Origin of the sequence: Escherichia sp. WS2035, from assembly GCF_046487065.1 — a bacterium.
In the GTDB taxonomy this organism is placed as follows: domain Bacteria; phylum Pseudomonadota; class Gammaproteobacteria; order Enterobacterales; family Enterobacteriaceae; genus Escherichia; species Escherichia coli.
Window position 1 is genome coordinate 108,433 of sequence record NZ_JBJQKD010000006.1, and the last position, 19,733, is coordinate 128,165.

General features: G+C 51.3%; 16 protein-coding genes. 2 read left to right on the forward strand and 14 right to left on the reverse strand.

The annotated features are described in order from the left end of the window. Positions 1–5: 5 nt before the first annotated feature. From ACJHX4_RS12160 to alsR, 13 genes are all read right to left on the reverse strand, one after another. On the reverse strand, positions 6–1,574 hold the full coding sequence (locus ACJHX4_RS12160; RefSeq protein ID WP_000592283.1) for an ABC transporter substrate-binding protein: 1,569 nt from the start codon (positions 1,572–1,574) through the stop codon (positions 6–8). A gap of 374 nt (positions 1,575–1,948) precedes the next feature. Continuing rightward, entirely contained in the window at positions 1,949–4,096 is a 2,148-nt protein-coding gene (locus ACJHX4_RS12165) for a formate dehydrogenase H subunit alpha, selenocysteine-containing (RefSeq protein WP_011076734.1), read from the reverse strand. A 197-nt stretch (positions 4,097–4,293) separates the two neighbouring features. Beyond that, the gene (gene mdtP / locus ACJHX4_RS12170; protein WP_332279029.1) at positions 4,294–5,760 is read right to left on the reverse strand and encodes a multidrug efflux transporter outer membrane subunit MdtP; all 1,467 of its coding nucleotides are present in this window, start codon (positions 5,758–5,760) and stop codon (positions 4,294–4,296) included. Further along, positions 5,757–7,808 carry a multidrug efflux transporter permease subunit MdtO gene (gene mdtO / locus ACJHX4_RS12175; RefSeq protein WP_001275227.1) on the reverse strand — a complete coding sequence of 684 codons (2,052 nt, stop codon included), beginning with the start codon at positions 7,806–7,808 and terminating at the stop codon, positions 5,757–5,759. Before mdtO ends, mdtP begins: the two co-directional genes overlap by 4 nt. Further along, positions 7,808–8,839 (reverse strand): multidrug efflux transporter periplasmic adaptor subunit MdtN, encoded by a 1,032-nt coding sequence (mdtN, locus tag ACJHX4_RS12180; RefSeq protein WP_000446347.1) that lies wholly within the window; start codon positions 8,837–8,839, stop codon positions 7,808–7,810. Before mdtN ends, mdtO begins: the two co-directional genes overlap by 1 nt. 18 nt (positions 8,840–8,857) lie before the next feature. Continuing rightward, on the reverse strand, positions 8,858–9,133 hold the full coding sequence (locus ACJHX4_RS12185; protein WP_001296652.1) for a YtcA family lipoprotein: 276 nt from the start codon (positions 9,131–9,133) through the stop codon (positions 8,858–8,860). A gap of 208 nt (positions 9,134–9,341) precedes the next feature. Next, positions 9,342–11,327 (reverse strand): alkyl sulfatase YjcS, encoded by a 1,986-nt coding sequence (yjcS, locus tag ACJHX4_RS12190; protein ID WP_001296653.1) that lies wholly within the window; start codon positions 11,325–11,327, stop codon positions 9,342–9,344. Positions 11,328–11,599: 272 nt separating this feature from the next. Further along, positions 11,600–12,529, reverse strand: a complete 930-nt coding sequence (gene alsK, locus ACJHX4_RS12195; protein ID WP_001171678.1) for an allose kinase — start codon at positions 12,527–12,529, stop codon at positions 11,600–11,602. Beyond that, the gene (gene alsE, locus ACJHX4_RS12200) at positions 12,513–13,208 is read right to left on the reverse strand and encodes a D-allulose-6-phosphate 3-epimerase (protein WP_001296654.1); all 696 of its coding nucleotides are present in this window, start codon (positions 13,206–13,208) and stop codon (positions 12,513–12,515) included. Before alsE ends, alsK begins: the two co-directional genes overlap by 17 nt. Positions 13,209–13,218: 10 nt before the next feature. Next, entirely contained in the window at positions 13,219–14,199 is a 981-nt protein-coding gene (gene alsC / locus ACJHX4_RS12205; protein WP_000507111.1) for a D-allose ABC transporter permease, read from the reverse strand. After that, positions 14,178–15,710 carry a D-allose ABC transporter ATP-binding protein AlsA gene (gene alsA / locus ACJHX4_RS12210; protein WP_000235245.1) on the reverse strand — a complete coding sequence of 511 codons (1,533 nt, stop codon included), beginning with the start codon at positions 15,708–15,710 and terminating at the stop codon, positions 14,178–14,180. The genes alsC and alsA overlap by 22 nt, the downstream gene beginning before the upstream one ends. A 127-nt stretch (positions 15,711–15,837) precedes the next feature. Next, complete coding sequence (alsB, locus tag ACJHX4_RS12215; protein WP_001523708.1) at positions 15,838–16,773, reverse strand: D-allose transporter substrate-binding protein; 936 nt, start codon at positions 16,771–16,773, stop codon at positions 15,838–15,840. Positions 16,774–16,831: 58 nt separating this feature from the next. After that, a complete protein-coding gene (gene alsR, locus ACJHX4_RS12220) occupies positions 16,832–17,722 on the reverse strand; it encodes a D-allose utilization transcriptional regulator AlsR (RefSeq protein ID WP_000083216.1) in 891 nt (296 codons plus the stop codon). Between the two features lie 358 nt (positions 17,723–18,080). Between alsR and rpiB the strand changes: the two genes are divergently transcribed. Together rpiB and yjdP are read left to right on the forward strand one after the other, a co-directional pair. Beyond that, complete coding sequence (gene rpiB / locus ACJHX4_RS12225) at positions 18,081–18,530, forward strand: bifunctional allose-6-phosphate isomerase/ribose-5-phosphate isomerase RpiB (RefSeq protein ID WP_000716792.1); 450 nt, start codon at positions 18,081–18,083, stop codon at positions 18,528–18,530. Positions 18,531–18,598: 68 nt separating this feature from the next. After that, positions 18,599–18,946, forward strand: a complete 348-nt coding sequence (gene yjdP / locus ACJHX4_RS12230) for a DDRRRQL repeat protein YjdP (protein WP_021538322.1) — start codon at positions 18,599–18,601, stop codon at positions 18,944–18,946. Between the two features lie 27 nt (positions 18,947–18,973). On the opposite strand, the gene phnP is transcribed toward yjdP, so the two are convergent. Then, positions 18,974–19,732, reverse strand: coding sequence for a phosphonate metabolism protein PhnP (phnP, locus tag ACJHX4_RS12235; RefSeq protein ID WP_000052746.1), 759 nt, complete (start codon positions 19,730–19,732; stop codon positions 18,974–18,976). Position 19,733: the final 1 nt, after the last annotated feature.

The following is a 19,733-nucleotide window of genomic DNA, read 5'->3' on the forward strand; positions in this document are numbered from 1 at the left end:
CAGGGTTATTTGGTTACCTGATCAAACCAGACCATATCGGCATTCAACCCTTGTTGATACCCCTGCACATTATCACGCATGACAATTTGCGTTTTGCCTTGATCAATAAAGACATACGGGGAACTACGTTGTAGTTCTTGTTGCATTTTCTTATACAAATCAAGACGTTTAGTGCTATCAGGTTCAGCGATGGCCGCCAGCGTTTCTTTGTTCAGTTCCGGGATTTTCCAGCCGTTTAACCCGGCAACGGTGCTGGATTTGCCATCGTTATAGGCGAAAGAGCTGGCGTTGGAATGTGCGTCAAAATAATCAGGCAACCACATACGAATGGCCCCCTGATGCTGGTGGGCGCGAACGCGAGAGTAGACCTGACTCCCTGCGGCTGGCAGCAAATCAACTTTTACACCGCCCTGAGCAAAGCTGGCCTGAATTGACTGCGCGATGGTAATAAATGGCGGTTTATTTTCGACATCAAGCGTGAAGTGCGGGTCTTTGATTCCGGCTTTAGCGAGGATCTCTTTTGCTTTGGCTGGATTAAAGGTAAACGGTGTTTCTTCCAGTGCTCCAGGAAAGCCCACGGGCAGGAAACTCTGATGGGTAAAATATTGTCCTTTTAAGAGATTTTTGGTGATGCCGTCGTAATCGACCAACCAGCGAGCGGCCTCCCAGAACGCAGGATTACTCATCAGCGGGTTATCCTTGTTACCGGTATTGAAGGCCAGGTAGTTCTGTTCGGCGGAGGCAATGCTCATCACTTTTACGCCAGGTTTACCCTGTAATGCATCGATTTGATCGGCTCCCAGATCACGAGCCATATCAGCATCACCTTGTTGGATCAGCAGGCGACGTGTTGCCGGATCGGGAACATTTTTGATGATGACGCTTTTCAGTTTCGGGGCGCCGGTTGGTGAGCTGGCGTTGGCTTCCATCACGATGGCCTGATGCGGTTGGTAAGTACGCATTTTAAACGCGCCGCTGCCAGCGGAATGCATCTTCAGCCATTCATTACCAAAGTCGTTATTTTTGGCGTTTGGCGCAACCAGCTTCTCGTCAACAATTGAGGCGATTGGTGTGGAGAGAATATTCAGTGCCAGAGCCGGGCTGACGTCGGCACTCCATTGCACCTGGACGGTATGGTCATCGATTTTCTTCAACTGGCTGGCGATATTTTCCGGCTGCCATCCCAGCACATTGAGAATAAACGCACCGGATTTATTCAGTGTGACAGCCCGGACATAAGAGTAAATCACATCTTCCGGGCGTACCGGATTACCAGAGGCAAATTTCGCATCGCTTTTCAGTTTTATGGTTAGCGTTTTGGCTGCGGGGTCAGCCTGCCAACTTTCCGCCAGAATCGGAGTAATTTTCGTCGGATCATTACGGTCCGGTTGCACTACGCGTTGATACAGACTTGGTACAGTCTGAATACTTGAGAGTTCATTAGCTTCTGCCGGGTCCAGGCTCACAATATCATCCAGCCCCTGGGCTACAACCAACGTATTAGGCGGTGTAGCGGCAACGGTTGTGGCGGAAATTGTGCTTAAAACCAGTAAAGGTAATAGTTTTTTAATCATATGCTTCCCAATCCCTGAAATTACTTTGAGGTTATTAATATTCTATCAGACGGGGTTTTGTTGCATTAATCGCGCCAAAATATCCCGTTAATAGAACGAGTTAAACGGTCGATGATTTCTCACCTTACCGAAATTTGGTTCATCAAATGTAAAGTATTATTACGTTAGGCCGCGATGAGAATTGAGTAAAGATAATTCTCATTTGCAATCGTGACTGGAATAGAAGAACAACCGAGAAGACGTCGCTAATAACCAGGATAGGCTGGTTTGACTGCGCAGGTATGTATAAAAAAATCCGGAAACAGAGAGTCGTTTCCGGATTGATACAAAGGCGTTGGGTAATATCACCGCTTTTAACGTGAGTTTAAGCGGTATTACGCCAGTGCCGCTTCGCGCAGGCGAGTTTTCAACTTGTTGTACTCGTCAATCACGTACTGCTCGGCGGCGCGCTGATCGGCGATCGGCTCGACGCGCACGGCGCAGTATTTGTATTCCGGCGTTTTCGTAATCGGGCTTAAGTTTTCGGTCACCAGCTCGTTACAGGCACCAATCCACCACTGGTAGGTCATGTAAATCGCCCCTTTGTTCGGACGATCGCTGACCTGCGCACGGGTGATAATTTTGCCTTTACGCGAGTGCACCCAAACCAATGCCTCATCTTCAATACCCAGACGTTTGGCGTCTTCGGTATTGATTTGTGCGTAGCCAGGTTCATCAGCCAGCGCCGCCAGTGCCGCACAGTTACCGGTCATCGAACGGCAAGAGTAGTGACCAACTTCACGCACCGTTGACAGTACCATCGGGTATTCGTCGGTGAGTTTGTCGATTGGCGCTACCCAGTCGCAGGTGAAGAACTGCGCCAGACCGTTCGGGGTATCAAACTTCTCTTTAAACAGATAAGAAGTCCCCTGATCGGCATCTGAAGTATCGCGGCAAGGCCACTGAATGAAGCCCAGTTCGCCCATTTTCTCGTAAGTCGCACCGTAGAAATCCGGGCACAGATGACGCAACTCATCCCAGATCTCCTGGGTGTTGTTGTAGTGCATCGGATAACCCATACGAGTGGCAATTTCACTGATGATTTGCCAGTCCGTTTTCAGATCCCACTTCGGCTCAACCGCCTTGAAGAAACGCTGGAAGCCACGGTCAGCCGCAGTAAACACGCCTTCATGCTCGCCCCACGACGTTGACGGTAAAATGACATCCGCCGCCGACGCGGTTTTGGTCATAAAGATGTCCTGAACGATAACCAGTTCCAGATCTTCAAAGGCTTTACGTACTGCCGACAGTTCCGCGTCAGTTTGCAGCGGATCTTCGCCCATAATGTACGCCGCTCTCACTTCACCATGCGCCACGCGGTGCGGCAGCTCGCTGATACGATAACCGGTATGCGCTGGCAGGCTCTCTACGCCCCAGGCTTTGGCAAATTTCTCGCGGTTAGCCGGATCTTTCACGTACTGATAGCCCGGATACGTATCCGGCAGCGCGCCCATATCGCAGGCACCCTGCACGTTGTTCTGACCACGAACCGGGTTTACACCCGCATGTGGCTTACCGAGGTTACCGGTCAGCATCGCGAGGCTGGTCAGAGAACGCACGGTTTCCACGCCCTGATAGAACTGGGTTACCCCCATGCCCCACAGGATGGCGGCGCTTTCTGCCTGGGCATACATCCGCGCCGCCTGACGAATCTCACTGGCGCTGACGCCGGTGATATCTTCAACCGACTCCGGCGTGTAGCCTTCAACGATTTTACGATACTCTTCAAAGCCTTCTGTACGGGAAGCGACGAACGCTTTGTCGTACAGATTTTCTTCAATAATGACATGGCCCATCGCATTCAACAGCGCGATGTTCGAGCCGTTTTTCAGTGCAATGTGCATGTCAGCAATGCGCGCGGTTTCAATTTTGCGCGGATCGCAGACGATAATTTTCGCCCCGTTACGTTTAGCGTTAATTACGTGATTCGCCACGATTGGGTGGGAATCCGCCGGGTTATACCCGAAAACGAACACTAAATCGGTATTATCAATTTCGTTAATAGCATTGCTCATTGCGCCATTACCGACCGATTGGTGCAGACCTGCAACCGATGGGCCGTGTCAGACACGAGCGCAGCAGTCAACGTTATTGGTACCAATAACGGCGCGCGCAAATTTTTGCATTACATAGTTGGTTTCGTTACCCGTACCGCGCGAGGAGCCGGTCGTCTGGATGGCATCCGGACCGTACTTCTCTTTGATGGCGCTCAGGCGCTCGGCAACGTAATTCAGTGCCTCATCCCAGGAAACAGGTTCGAGTTTGCCGCCACGCTGGCGACGGATCATGGGGGTTTTCAGGCGCGGGGTCAGGATCTGGGTATCGTTAATGAAGTCCCAGCCATAATAACCCTTCAGACACAGGGTACCCTGGTTGGTTTTCCCCTGCGCTGCCTCCGCCCGGACGATTTTGCCGTTATCGACGACCAGGTTGATTTTGCAACCTGATGCGCAATAGGGGCAAACCGTGACGACTTTTTTCATCGGTCTCGCTCCAGTTAATCAAATCACGCATACGCGCTCTCGACTACAGTATGCATCTTTTATGCCACATTTTATTTGGGGTCATTCCCTGATATTACGGGCACTATTTATTCAAAACTCTGACGAAAAACAGGCTGTCGTCAGTTTTGACGTGACGAAACGAAATACCGCGTGACAGCCATCACGCGGTAGACATTTTATTTTTTCTCGACGACGGGAGCCGCCTGATACCCGCCGCCCAGCGATTTCATCAACTGAATGCTTTGGATCACCCGGCGGCTGTCCAGCATCAGTAATGACATCTCTTCGGCAAGCACTGGCAACCGGGCTTCGGTGGCCTGTAAGCGGCTGGTTAAGCCGCGTTGGTAGGCGGCCTCGGCTGCGCGCTGGGTGAAGCGCGTTGCTTCTACGCGTTCAGCCTGCATCTCTCGCTCGTCGTTGAGCGTTTGCAGACGTGTGCCGTTGACGGCAACGTCACGCACCGCGTTCAGTACTGACTGGTTGTAACGTTCAATCATCATGTTGCTGGCGGCGCGAGTGCCTTCGAGATTGGCATTCAACCGTCCACCGTCAAACAGCGGCAATTTCAGACCTGGGATAAAGTTGAACTGGCGACTGGTTTTTTTGAATAAGGTATCCAGGTGGATAGAATCCAGGCCGAAAAACGCTTTGATATCAAAGCTCGGATAGAACAGCGCCCGCGCGGAATCCACCTGATCTAATGACGCCTGAACATACCAGCGCATGGCTTGCAGATCCGGGCGTCTGGCGAGCAACTCATAAGAGAGTGTCGCCGGAATACCGGTCTGGACTTGCGGTAATGCCACCGGTTTGATCTCCGGCATATCGCTGGCTCCCGCGCCAATCAATGCACGCAGAGATTCTCGCGTTTCGGTGATTTGCCCTTTGACGGCAGCAATTTGTTTATCGACCGCCAGAATCTGTGCCCGCGCGCCGTGGAAAGGCACTTGCGCTTCCAGACCGTGCGCCACTTTACTCTGGTGCGCTTTCACCGCGTAATCAATCACATCGCGAGTTTGTTCTAACAGATCGAGCATCTGATAGCTGGCCTGCATACTGTAATAAAGCTGCGCTACGCCCGTGGTCAGCGATAGCTCTACTGCTGCGGTTTCTGCCAGCGCGGCATTATGCGCGCTAATGGCGGCAGCAACCGCTGAGCGATGCACACCCCACAAATCGAGATCCAGTCCGGCAAACAAACCGACTGTGGCTTCCGTATAGTACGGCCCGTCCATACCCAGTGCTGGCGCATCCATCGCATAAGGGCTTAAAAAGCCGTTCGCCGAGACGCGTTGGCGGTTGAGCATCCCTAACGCTGCGACCTGTAATTGTGAACCGGCATCTAACAAATCGGCCTGGGACTGCGCTTTTTCTTCCCGCAGTTTCGCTTCGGCGAGGGGGTGTGAACCATTTAGAGTCCGTTGGATCAGCGCATCCAGCTGCGGGTCATTGAGTTGTTTCCACCACTGCGCCTGCGGCCAGCCGGAGCTGGCAAGATGAATATCATCGGCCAGTTTGATTTGTTCCGGTTTGAGCTGTTGATGAGGCGCAGAATCCTTACGTACCAGGGCACAGCCGGAAATCAGCGTCGTGCTGCCGAGAATGCTGCACAACAGCAGACGTGAAAGTTGACGATTGATCATTGTGTGGCTCCTTGTGCCTGTTCCTTGGCGGGCGTTAATGCCGGGGCTGTCCAGTCTGGCAAGCGGGCGAAAAGCTGGCAGACGTGTTGCTCCTGTTTTAATAAGGTGGGCAGGATGGCCTGCGAGGCGGGTGTTTCTTCAAGCGTTATTTGAGGAGAACGGCTGAGTGCGGTTGCCAGACCAGCGGCGTATTTCTCCAGTGCGTCGGCAAACTGACCTGCTCTGTCCGGCTGTAGTGCGTTATCCAGCGCCTGCGCCGAGTTCCAGGTGGCATCCCAGGCGTGAAGAATATCGCGGCCCTGACGAATAACCGTTTGCGAACGTTCAATCAGTAAGGCGCGTTCTTCGCTGTCCAGTTGACGCTCCAGCACCACGCGTTGGCACATCTCTTCACAGGCATTAAACGCCGCATGCAGACCTATGCGAATTTGCAGATAAGTGCGCAGAGCCGTGACTTCCTGCTGGCGTGGGATCCGCATTACTTTACTCAACATACCCAGCGCGCCAGCCAGTTTTTGCGGCAGCGTGCGCGCTTCGCTTTCAGGCCAGACAAAGGTGTAAATCACCGCCGACACCACGGTACCAATGATGATACCCAGAGCGCGATCGCGAATTTCCACCAGGTCGTACACCGGGCCAAAAACGTTTTCGAGCGTGGCGAGCGCGAAGGTGACCACCATCTGTGTGCCGATATAAGAAGAGCGTTCAGAGCTGGTGGCAATCCATGCGCCCAACAGGAAAATCGGTGCCAGCACAAACAGCAATTCGACAATATTGTCCAGCCAGGGCATGACCAGTAGCGTGAATAACAGCGCCAGAATCGCGCCGCAAAAGGCCCCGCCAAAACGCAGCACCATCTTCTGGTACGACGAACCGACATTTGGATTAGCGACGATCACGCAGGTCAGCATACAGGTGTGAATGCCTTCCCAGTCCACGCCGCTGTAGAAGGTGTAACAGATCAAACAGGCGAGCAGCGTTTTTACCGCGTAGCGCATATAGTCTGGATTGGTAAAAGCGTCGGCGACTATTGATGGCGGTTTGGTGGCGGGCGTTGGCGGCGTATTCGGGTCCATCTGACCCAGTTGCAACAATGTCTGGCAGATATTCTCCAGGTTACATTCCCGTGCCGCCATCGCTTCACTTTCAGTGATCCGCCAGTCGCTTTGCCAGCACTGACCTTCGGCAATGGCATGCTGCAGTTTGTTGATTTCTGAGGCTAATTTTTGTCGGAATTCAATAATTGCCTGAGAATCAGCAAAAGAGGTGGGATCGTAGCGATTCAGCGTCGAGTAAATGTAGGTTACCGTTGCCACGCAGCTTTGCCACCATGCGCTCTGAGTTCGCCAGTTGGCATCGTCCGCGAGGCAAAAGACATTGAGTTTTTGCAGCGCCAGCGCCTCTCTTTCAATCCGCGTTTCGGGTAGCGGTGCGAGGCTGTCCGTCAGGTGGCTAATGGCATCATCAAGCCGATCATTAAGCGCCTGATGCATCTGCGTGATAGCGCGGCTGGGAAACCACAGCACGCCGATTAACGTCATCAATAACGTCGGGTAGAGGCCGACAACGATACACCACAGGGTTAAGCGCACGACCACTTCCGGATAGTCGAGCATGGCGGGGAAGGTTTGCCCGTAAATAGCGACAATGGCGACGGCGAAAAAGACCAGCCCCAGCCGATGGGTGCGCATCAAAAACATGCAGCCCATCAGGATCGGCCCGGCGATGATCAATCGGATCAACGGTTCGCCGTATGACCATTTGTAGATCAAAAACAGGCTGCCGATCTCCAGCACCGTGGCAACCACAAACAAGATCGCCACAAATTTGGTGTAAAACGCGTTCGACTGAATACCGTAAAACAGCACTGCCAGCGATAACGCCACAAAAGGGATCTCAAAAGTCATCGAGATCAGAATCACCAGTAGGCAGCCTACCCAGAGTTGCACGGTCTGCGGCACACGACCTGGCCGCCGCTCGCTTAACTCTTCATGAAAGAACGCCAGCAGCCTGACCACCGGTAATGGCAGGGAGTTGAGCGCGCTCATTATTGCGGCTCAAGATTAGCGACTGCCGAAGCGCCGATGCGGAACATTTCCGGGTCAGGTTTATCAACCATGATTTTGACCGGAAAACGCTGGGCAACGCGGACCCAGTTAATAGAACGCGACACTTTCGGCAGGCCGCCCAGCACCAGGCCGCCGTCATCCGGTAGCACGCCGTAGCCAATCGAATCCACTTTACCCTCGAAGGTTTTGCCGCTGTCGCTCATCAGGCGAATCGTTGCGGGTGTACCTGAGCGAATATTTTTCAGATCAGTTTCGCGGAAATTGGCGATCACGTACCAGTGACGAGTGTCGATTAGGGTGAAAATAGGGCGCATGGCAGAAGCAAATTGCCCGACGGAGGTTTTGAGGGAAATGACCCGGCCATCAAACGGCGCGCGAACGGTCGCCATTTCCAGATGCAGTTTGGTCAGGGCAATATCCGCTTCGACCGCCGCACGTTGGGCGACCAGCGCATCGACGCCGCTGACGGCACTGGCGGCTGACTGCGCCTGCAACAATACGGCATTAAGGTCCGCTTCTGCCGCACGCTGGGCGGTTCTTGCACGGTCAACCTCTTCCGCAGAAACAAAACCTTCTCGCAGTAGCGGTTCGGTACGGCGTAACGTATCGCTGGCTTGTTTCGCGGCGGCACGGGCTTTTTCTACCGTGGCATTAACCGAGTCGGCACCAAACTGTTGCGCGTCAACGCTACGCTGGGTGAGCATAATTTGCTTATCCAGCGCCGCGAGGGAGGCTTCAGCTTTCGCCAGATTGGCTTCGTACGGGCGCGGGTCAATGCGGAACAGCAAATCGCCCTGTTTCACCGCCTGGTTGTCGCTGACCGCCAGTTCTACAATGCGACCGCTGACTTCCGGCACCACATCAATGGTATCTGCTGACGCGTAAGCGTCATTAGTTGATGGCGCACTGTCTACGCGCCAGATAACGAAAACAAGGGCAACCAGCGCCAACGCAACCACTAACAGAGCAGGGAATTTACTGCGAGGAGCTTTTTTCGGCGTACTTTCCATGAGCGCGTCTCAAATTGATTAGAAAAATGCCAGCCAGAACAGCATGGCGTAGAGAGCAAAAAGGGCGGTATAAATAATTCCGACAAATGCCAGATTGATATTTGTCCGCTGAATAATTCGCCTCGTGATGAGCGTCAAAATAAGGCTGGCAATGGCGCAGAAAAACCAGCCGGGATAATAAGCGCCGATCACCGGGATTGCCGGAGATAATGAGCATCCCGAAACCATGAAGACGGGAATTATCCAGGCTATTTTTTTGAGTTGCATCGCTATGCGAGAGAGAACTGTTGGCATATTAAATACATCCTGTCTGCTGCGAACAATATCTGTAGTGAATATCAATATCCATTGAAGGCGTCAGTATGGCTATTTTCTCGATGAATAAAAATAGCTTTATTCAGCCACCGCATTCATAACTTATATATATTATGTATTAATTTTCTGTATATATTTTTAATATAAATACTTTCGGGAGCGTTTACGCCCCCAAAAGCGAGTGATATTAATTTGGGGTTACGATATTCACCCACAAATCGAAATTATCCAGACAGGCGATAATTTCTTCCAGTTTCGCACCATTGCCAATAATTTTGGCTTTCTTCGCTTTCACCAGATCAGCCATTTTTGCCTGTCCGGTCAGCACGGCGTGCAGATCTTCACGGCTGATGTAGAAAGAGGCGTCAGCTTGCGGTTGCAGTGTTTTACGGTAGTTAAGCACGCTATCGTTCAGCGTCAGGTTGAGGTTATCGCCGTTGTTCATATTGAAGTTCAGGCTGATATTTTTACCCGCGGCTTTCGCGCTATCGAGGCGAACGGACATAAAGTCGAACAGCATTTCGACCGACATCCCACGAATGGTGTCCGGGGAACCGGTGGTGCCGTGGCTGAACTTATGCACCCCTTCGCGCAGCTCTTTCGCGCCGGTCAGGTAGAAACCGCGCCATGTGGCGGACTCGGCCTGATAGCCCAGCTGTTCAAAGTTATTCGCTTGCAGATTCTTCGCGACCTGGTCACCCGGGTTGGCGGCAATCACCTGTTTCAGCAGTTCTGCCGACCAGCGATAATCACCTTGCTTGTTCGCTTCTTGCGCCAGGTTGATGACGCGGGCAGAACCGCCCAGCGCCTGCACGTAACGTTTACCCATCTCCACCTGACCATACGGATGCAGGTTAGCCGGGTTACCGTCGTAATAGCCAAGATAGAAGTTATATACCGCGCGGGCGTTGTGGCTGACAGAACCGTAATAGCCGCGGCTGGCCCAGTTATTGGCAAGCGCAGGCGGCAGCTTAATCATGTCGCCGATTTCATTCATGGTGTAGCCCTGGTTCGCCAGGTGCAGGGTCTGGTCGTGAATGTACTTGATAGTATCGCGATATTTACCAATATAATCATTGATATGCTTATTGCCCCAGACCGGCCAGGTGTGCGGCATAAACAGTACTTCCGCGTCGTTACCCCACATATCCAATGTTTCGTTCAGATACTCGGTCCACTTGCTGGTGTCGCGGGTTTTCGCGCCGCGCAGGGTGTAGAAGTTGTGCAGGGTATGCGTGGCATTCTCGGCGGTACACAGGGCTTTCAGGGCCGGAATATAGAAGTGCATTTCCGCTGGCGCTTCGCTACCTGGGGTCATCAGGAAGTCAAACTCCAGGCCGTCGATAATCATCTTCTCGCCAGTTCTGACGATAGTTTTAGTCGGTGCAATAATGCTCGGGTCGCCCGTTGCCAGCGTCACGCCGAGGCCGTTGCCCACGTTGCCTTGCGCGTTGTGCGGCAGTAACAGACCGTAAGAGTAGAGCGCACGGCGGCTCATGATGTTACCCGCCAGCACGTTTTCGCTGATGGCTTCGTCCATAAAGCCAGCTGGAGCAATCACCTGAACTTTGCCGGATTTAACATCGGCTTCAGAGATAATACCTTTCACGCCGCCGTAGTGGTCGGCGTGGCTGTGAGTGTAGATAACGGCAACAATCGGTTTTTGCGGACGATGCTGGAAGTAAAGGTCAAGTGCGGCTTTTGCGGCAGGTGGCGTCACCAGTGGGTCAATAACAATAATGCCTTTCTCGCCCTCAACGAACGTAATGTTAGAGATATCCTGGCCGCGCACCTGATACATTTTATCGGTGACTTTGAACAGGCCTGAAATGCCGTTGATCTGCGACTGACGCCACAGGCTGGGGTTTACGGTTTCCGGCGCAGCGGCATTAATATCAAATTTGTAATCATTCGCGCGGTAGTAAATTTTACCGTTCGCATCACGCAGAATACCTTCATCCAGCAGCGGAGCGATAAATCCACGCTGAGCATCGTCAAAATCCTGGCGATCGCTAAACGGTAATGATTTGGCGTAATTCTGATTAACCTGTTGGGTATATTGAGTGGCGGCTTTCGCCTCATCTGTTGCGTAAGCGGTATTTATCATCATGCCGCTGGCGGCAGTGAACGCAATAACAATCCTGCTCAAACGGAATAACCGAGAGTTATTCATATAAATCTCCATTTATCATTTATGTCGTAAATATGTAATCCATGCAAAATACGTCATTTAAAGCTGGCGTTATCATAATTGGGAATTTGCGACTTTAATAAGTGGAAGTGTGAGCGGAACGAGCCATTTTATTAGGCATTTGTGCTGAAGAGGGAAAATTACAGTAGAACTATCATTGCTGGGAATAATATGGGCTGTTTTATGTAATTATTATATATATTGTACCTGTCGTTGGCACAGCGGGACATTGCGCTACTGTGCCAACGCTTTACTCATGGGACTTTAGCACAGGACTGTGGCAAAAAACGTTGATGCGCCAATATTGCTGCACCCTGAGCGCCATTAAAGTCAGAAGATGAGGCGGCAATAAAGCGCACGACCTGATACGGCAGTGGACGGCGCAGGTACTTTTGGGTCATGGCAATGAGAGTCTCGCGTGGGAAGGCGGGCATATCCATCACGCCACCGCCCAGAATCACCGCATCGGGATCGAACAGATTAATGCTGGTGGCAATGGCTCGTGCCGCGTTTTCAAGCAGACTCTGGACGAAAGGGGCGTTTTCCGCATGGACGAAAAGATCGCTCAATGGGTAATTTCGGGGCTGTTGTTCGTACCAGCGTCTTAGCGCCATTCCAGAGCAATTGGTTTCCAGGCACCCAGAATTGCCACACGCGCAGTGTTGGGTCATATCTCCCAGGGGGATATGGCCCAGTTCGCCTGCCACACCGTGTGCACCCGTCCACGGCGCACCGTTCATCCACACTGCGAACCCCATCCCCGTACCGAGATAGGCCGCCAGAACCAGTTGTTGCGTAAGGCGGTTTTCTACTACGTCCCAGGAAAGTTGCAGGTTAACGTCGCGGGAAAACTCAACCGGACAATTCAGCGTATTTTCGAGCTTATCGGCGAGATCATATAAATCTGCCGCTGTTAACGGCAGGTTAGGCGTAGAAATAATGGTGCGTTTATCTTTACTGACCAGCGCCGGAAATCCCATCACCAGACCATGACAGCGAGCGTTAAAGCGCCTGAGTTGCTCGTCAATCATTTCGCCGATACCCGACACCAGGTCGGGAGCAATAACTTCTGCGGTCCGCTTTTTTTCGCAGTGTAGCGTTTCACCTTCTGCTGTCCGCAGACAAAAGCGGATATGCGTTGCCCCCATATCCACGCCCGCTACGACGTTATGCTGTTTTTGCATGAGGCTGTACCTCGCTTTTTGCAGCCAGAATCTGCGCGGTCATAATTCTCCATGCTTCGTCGATATTTTCCGCATGATTAAACAGGCCGGAAGTGCCGACGATAAAGACATCCGCCCCTGCCGCCATTAGTTTTTCGTAAGTTGCCTGGTTGCAGGAACCGTCCACCTCAATTTCGTACTCCAGATCTTTTCGTTCACGCCATGCCTTCAGTTCGGCAACTTTATCCAGCATTTCAGGAATGAAGGGTTGTCCGGCAAAACCGGGATCGACAGTCATGACCGTAATTTTATCAGCCTTATGGATATAGTATTTCATGGCCTCAACCGGCGTTTCCGGATTAAGAATCAGCCCCACTTTCATGCCATGACGGCGGATTTCATCAATCAGGCGGAATGCCTGACCGTTGATAGTTTCCGGATGCAAAGTGATGAAATCAGCTCCCGCACGTGCCAGTTGAGCAATGTAATCCTGCGGACGCGTTACCATCAGATGGCAGTCGAGCGGTTTACTCGCCAGTTTTTTTACCTGGCTTACGAAGAACGGTGAGAGCGTCAGATTCGGCACAAAGTGGCCGTCCATGATATCGATGTGAAAGTAATCGGCATGGCTGTCGATAAATTCGATCTGTTCTTTAAATTTCAGCAGATCCATACACATTAACGAGGGGGAGATTTTCATGTTCAATTCCTTACTTACTGATAAGACGGTCAAGGGCGACAGCCGCGATAATTAATCCGCCCATCACCACCAGTTGGTAATAGGTTTGTACCTGCAAAATATTCAGACCGTTGTTGATGGTGCCGATGATCAACCCGCCAATCACCACAGAGAAAATGCGCCCCTTGCCGCCGAAGAAACTGGTGCCGCCAATGATGGCGCTGGCAATGGCATAGGTTTCAAAACCCATACCGGCAAGCGGTTCTGCGGCACCGAGTCGTGCAGTTGAGACGACGCCTGCCAGACCTGCACAAACACCGGAGATGATAAACACCACCAGGATGTGGAATTTCACGTCAATCCCGGAATAGAACGCCGAGTTTTTGTTGCCGCCCAGTGCGTAGATGTTGCGCCCGAGCCGCATACGCGTTGTCAGAAACCAAAGGATGAGCGCGACAATTAGCGAGAAGATAACGGGGACAGGTATCCCAATTACGCTGGCGGCAAAGAAGTTCACGAAGTCAAATGAGAAGCCGTATACCGAGTTGGCATCGGAGATCACCAGCGTGATCCCACGGAAAATAGCGTTGGTGCCAAGGGTGATAATGAACGGGTGTAGTCCCGTCCAGTTGACCAGGCAGCCGTTGATCGCCCCCAGTGCGCCGCCAACCAGTACACCGCCAATTAGCGCCGCGAGAAACGGATCAATACCTGCCAACATCAGTTTAGCGGTCACCATACCGGAAAGCGCCAGAATCGCGCCAACCGAAAGGTCGATACCGGCGACCAGGATAGCGAAGAATTCCCCCATGCCGATCAGTACCGTCACGGAGCTTTGCACAAAAATCTGGGTAATATTATTGGTGGTCAGAAAATATTCTGACGACAGCGAACCAAAAATGGCGACGATGATCGCCAGGATAAAAAAAGTACCGTATTTATCCCAGAACAGCGCAAAGTTGAACGGTTTCTTCTCGCTCGCTTCGCTTTTTACTCTTGTGGTAAAGCCCATGCCATAATCTCCTCTTCGCTCATGTCATCGCGATTCGTCAGGATTTGCGTCAGTCGTCCTTCGCAGAACACGGCGATGCGGTCGCAGACGGTGATAATTTCAGGTAGTTCAGATGACACCATCAGGATGACTTTTCCGTCGTCCGCCAGTTGGCGCATCACTTTGTAAATTTCGGCTTTCGCGCCAACGTCGATGCCACGGGTAGGTTCATCGAAAATGATCACTTCCGGGCGACAGCACAGCCATTTGGAGATCAGGACTTTCTGCTGGTTACCGCCGGAGAGTTCAGTGATGTTCTGGTTTACCGAATGACATTTCAGCGCCAGCAGTTCGCGTTGATTTTCAGCGGTACGTTGCTCGTCAACTTCATGAAACAACCCCATCGCGCCTTTATAGCCGCCGTCTTTCAGACTGCGGCTGATAGCCATGTTCTGAGCGATAGAAAAGTTGGGGAAAAAGCCGTTATCCCGGCGGCTTTCAGTGATGTAAGCCATCCCTTTTTTCACGGCATCCAGGGGAGAACGTGGAGAGATATCTTTGCCATTAAGACGGATTTCTCCGCCAGCGCGTTTATCAACGCCAAACAGGCAGTTCATCAGTTCAGTACGTCCGGAACCGACCAGTCCGGCAAAGCCTAATATTTCTCCCCGGCAGACGCTAAATGAGATATCCCGGACCTTTTTTCTGTCACGGCTGGTGACGTTGCGCACCTCAAAAACCGTATCGTGCGCAAGGTTGCTGACATTCTCCTTCATCGCGTTAAAACGGTTTTGCAGTTCGCGGCCTACCATCAGACGGACGATATCGTCATTTGACACATCGCTCACCATGCCGCTGCAAACGCTGCTGCCGTCTTTCATCACCGTATAGCGGTCGCAAATACGGCGAATTTCCGCCAATTTATGCGAGATATAGACGATAGCCGTACCCTCCTTACGCAACTGATTCATGATCAGAAACAGATAGTCCACCTCTTTATTGGTGAGTGAGGAGGTGGGTTCATCCATGATGATGACTTTGGCGTCGAGCATCAGCGTTTTGGCAATTTCCAGCATCTGCTTGTGGCTGATAGATAAGTTCGCCACTTTCTCATCTAAATCAACTTTCAAGCCCACGCGTAATAACATCATTGCGGCGCGGACACGCATTTCTCGCCAGTCGATAATATTGACACCGCAGATTTTTTTCGTCAGATGACGACCAATATATAAATTTTCCAGTACGGTTAATTCATCAATAACGCTGAGTTCCTGATAAATAATCCCGATACCGAGTTGTGCCGCTAATTTATGATCCAGTTTGTTATAGTTAATGTTATTAATGGTAATGGTGCCTTTGGTTGGCTCATGTATTCCGGATAACACTTTCATTAGCGTGGATTTACCCGCGCCATTTTCTCCTAGTAATGCATGTATTTCACCAGGATAAACCGTTAAATTAACCGACTTTAATGCGTGAACCGGACCAAAGGACTTGCCGATCCCCGCCATCGATATATATGGCGTGGCCATAAATAACCTCTCTGCACGAAATATCGTATTATTGCCTGATGGGCTACACTTATCAGGTCTACGTTCAGGTTATTTTGTTGGCCGGATAAGACACTTCATTAGCATCACTATCCGGCATCATTTAGTTTTATTGAGTGACCAGGATTGAATCGACCAGTTTAAATTCCGGTGCTTTATCCAGCGGGATAACCTTGCCGGATTTTTCAGCGTCAACCATCAGCTTTAGACCCGTAGCGCCGATATCCGCCGGGTTCTGGGCAACCGTCGCGGTCATTTGTCCGGCTTCCACCATTTTGCGGGCTTCCGGAATGCCATCTGTACCGACGACCAGCACTTTTCCCGTTTTTCCGGCGTTTGCGACAGCCTGAGCAACACCCATTGCCATCGTGTCATTCGCGCAATAGATCGCTTTAATATTCGGATTACGTTGCAACACGTTAGTGGCGACATCCAGTGCTTTAATGCGGTCCCAGTCGGCAGGCTGGCTGGCGACAAGCTTGATCTGGCTTGCTTTTTTGAAGGTTTCGGTGGCACCATTACGACGCGCTTCACCGGAGGCGTTACCGGCTTTACCTTCAATAATTGCAACTTCACCCCCTTCGGCACCCAGCTTGTCAATAATGAATGACGCGCCTTTCGCCCCGACGGCAACGTTATCGGTGGTGACAAAACCTTCCACATTACCGCCTGCTTTTTTCAGATTATCCATGTCGATTTTTTCATCGAGATTGACCAGATAAATGCCTTTTTTCCATGCGCGGGCGACAGGCATGACCAGGTTCACTGAGGATAATGGTGCGAAGGCGATACCTTTGTAATTTTTATTACTGAGATCTTCAAATAACTGCAATTGAGATTGAAAATCGCCTTCTGAAGGAGAGGCAAAAATATCAACGCTGACGCCCAGCGTTTTTGCTTCATCTTCAATGCCTTTTTTCATATCTACCCAAAATGGGTTGGAGAGTGTTTTCAATACGACGGCATATTCGGCGGCAGCAAAAGCGCTGGTTGACAACATTAAGCCCACGAGTGTGCCGCTGAAATATTTCAGATATTTATTCATAATCATGTTCTCACGGTAAGGGGATAGGTAACTCCGCGATGGCGGAATTACCTTTTTCTTATTTCAGCGCGCCTGGTGAGAAGAAATCAACAATTGCGCCGGTTTTTTGCATATTAATATTAGCTTGTTCAATGTTGAGCTGGGCGACAGAGACAAAAAACGCGTCCAGCAAAGTTAGTTGTAATATTCTTGCCGAGGCATTACGACCTAATAACGGTGTTTCCGGGGCCGGTGAGCAAATAATATAATCGGCCAGCTTCGCTATCGGTGAATGGTAGCTATGCGTTATACAAATAATCTTTGCCCCGTTCTTTTTTGCCAGTTCTACAGCTGCTTTTACATCACTGGTTCGCCCGGAATGGGTCACCACCAGCACCACATCTCCTTCCTGTAACAACGAAGCAGACATCATCATGATGTGAGCGTCCGGATAGGCCTGGCAGCGTACGCCAATGCGTAAAAACTTGTGCTGTACATCAGCACAGATTGCATTTGATCCTCCGGCACCGTACAAATCCCGCTGTCTGGCCTGATAGAAAAAGCGGGCGGCACGGTGGATCTCATCAACGTTGACGATCGACTGACCTTCCATAATGGTGCGTAAAGTGATGTTAAATACCTTATTCACCACATCCTGCGGCGCTTCATCAAAAGCCAACTCGGACGGCAATACTTGTTCTGACTGAGAAAAATAATCTTCCAGCGCACTGCGTAAGTTACGAAAGCCGCTAAACCCCAGCAGCTTTGATACCTTAACGATCATCGCTTCAGATACCGCCAGAGCTTCTGCGACATCTTTAATTGCGGGTGCACAACTCAGGTTACCGGGTTTGAGTAACCACTCCACGATGCGGCTTTCGTTTTCTGTCATTCCTTCCTGCTTCATTCGCAGGTAAGGCGCTAACCCGATACCGTTCGGAAGCGCTGAATCAAACTCTGACTGGCTCATCACGTTCTCTTGTCCTTGAATTGAAGACGCCACTATATCACCACAGCAAGAACAGAAAAGATGCTGGCAACTTCACAAAAAAATAAAATTTATAAAGTTTGTTTTATTGTGAATAATGGAGAGTGGCTTAAAATTTTATTTCATTTAATCACTTTAAAAACATGATGTTATTTGTTTTTCTGGTTTATTAGATGATAGATGTTGCCGGATAGTGAGTGTCTTTAACGCTATTGCGCTGCCAGATGTAACTCTGTAAAACAGATCGGGAAGGCTGATTTCATCGATTTTGGGTGTTTTTAATTCATTTAAATCACAAATGTTTTTTTATTGTGAAGTTTTGCGCGAGCGGGGAAGATGAATGAAAAAGATTGCATTTGGCTGTGATCATGTCGGTTTCATTTTAAAACATGAAATAGTGGCACATTTAGTTGAGCGTGGCGTTGAAGTGATTGATAAAGGAACCTGGTCGTCAGAGCGTACTGATTATCCGCATTACGCCAGTCAAGTCGCACTGGCCGTTGCTGGCGGAGAGGCTGATGGCGGGATTTTGATTTGTGGCACTGGCGTCGGTATTTCGATAGCGGCGAACAAGTTTGCCGGAATTCGCGCGGTCGTTTGTAGCGAACCTTATTCCGCGCAACTTTCGCGGCAGCATAACGACACCAACGTGCTGGCTTTTGGTTCACGAGTAGTTGGCCTCGAACTGGCAAAAATGATTGTCGATGCGTGGCTGGGCGCACAGTACGAAGGCGGTCGTCATCAACAACGCGTGGAGGCGATTACGGCAATAGAGCAGCGGAGAAATTGAGATTCATCCACTACTTGCATGGATGAGTAATGACTAATGTGGATAGAGTTTCTTTTTGAGGTTGGCTAATGAAACGCTTTCCGCTATTTCTTTTATTCACCCTGTTCACGCTGTTCACGCTGTTCACGCTGTTCACCGTTCCGGCCCAGGCCGATATTATCGATGACACCATTGGCAATATTCAGCAGGCGATTAACGACGCTTATAACCCTGACCGTGGGCGAGACTATGAAGATTCGCGCGACGACGGCTGGCAGCGTGAAGTGAGCGACGATCGGCGCAGACAATATGATGACCGCCGCCGCCAGTTTGAAGATCGCCGCAGGCAGCTGGACGAACGCCAGCGCCAGCTTGATCAGGAGCGTCAGCAACTGGAAGATGAAGAGCGGAGAATGGAAGATGAGTATGGGCGTTGAGGTAGGGGCCGGCGCGGGTATTTTCCCTCACTCCACCTCAATCTCCATCCCATCAAACCCCGCCTCAAACCCCGACGGCAGTGCATTTTCCATCAGCCACGCATCAAACTGGTGGCTGATATGGGTCAGAATCACCCGTGGCGAGCGGATAACCTGATTCAGCGCAAGCACGGTATTTAAATCACAGTGATTACGCGGTGCATCCTCGCGCGGCGGGTGGCTGCAATCAATCACCATTACCTGCGGCTGATTATTGCGTAAAAATTTCAGCGTTTTTTCCGGCAGGCCTGCGGTGTCAGATAGCCACGCCACCCGGCTGTGCGCCGTTTCCAGTAAATAGCCGAAAGTGAGTTTCGAATGGTTAAGCGGCAGCGGCGTGACCTGCAACCCCTGCAAATCAAACACCACAAACGGCTCCACCGTGTGGCTGAAATCAAGCAGGCCCGGATGTTTAAACAGATCGTCGCAGCCCTGCTCATCCGGTGGACCGTAGACCGGGATTGTGTCGCCCACGCCCCAGCGCAGCGGAAACAGCCCCTGCACGTGATCCATATGGTAGTGCGTCAGCAAAAACTGCTGGAACGATCCGGGCGACCAGCGATCGGCGAGATCGTGCAGCCCGGCGTCGATCAGGGTGATCGCGTCGTTAAACTTCACGACGCCGCTGCATGGCTGGCGGCGATACTGCGGTGAGCGCCGCGCTCTGGCGCAGGCCGCGCACTCACAGCCCCATGCGGGAACGCCCTGTGCGCCGCCAGTGCCGGTGAGCGTGAGGATCAGGCTCATG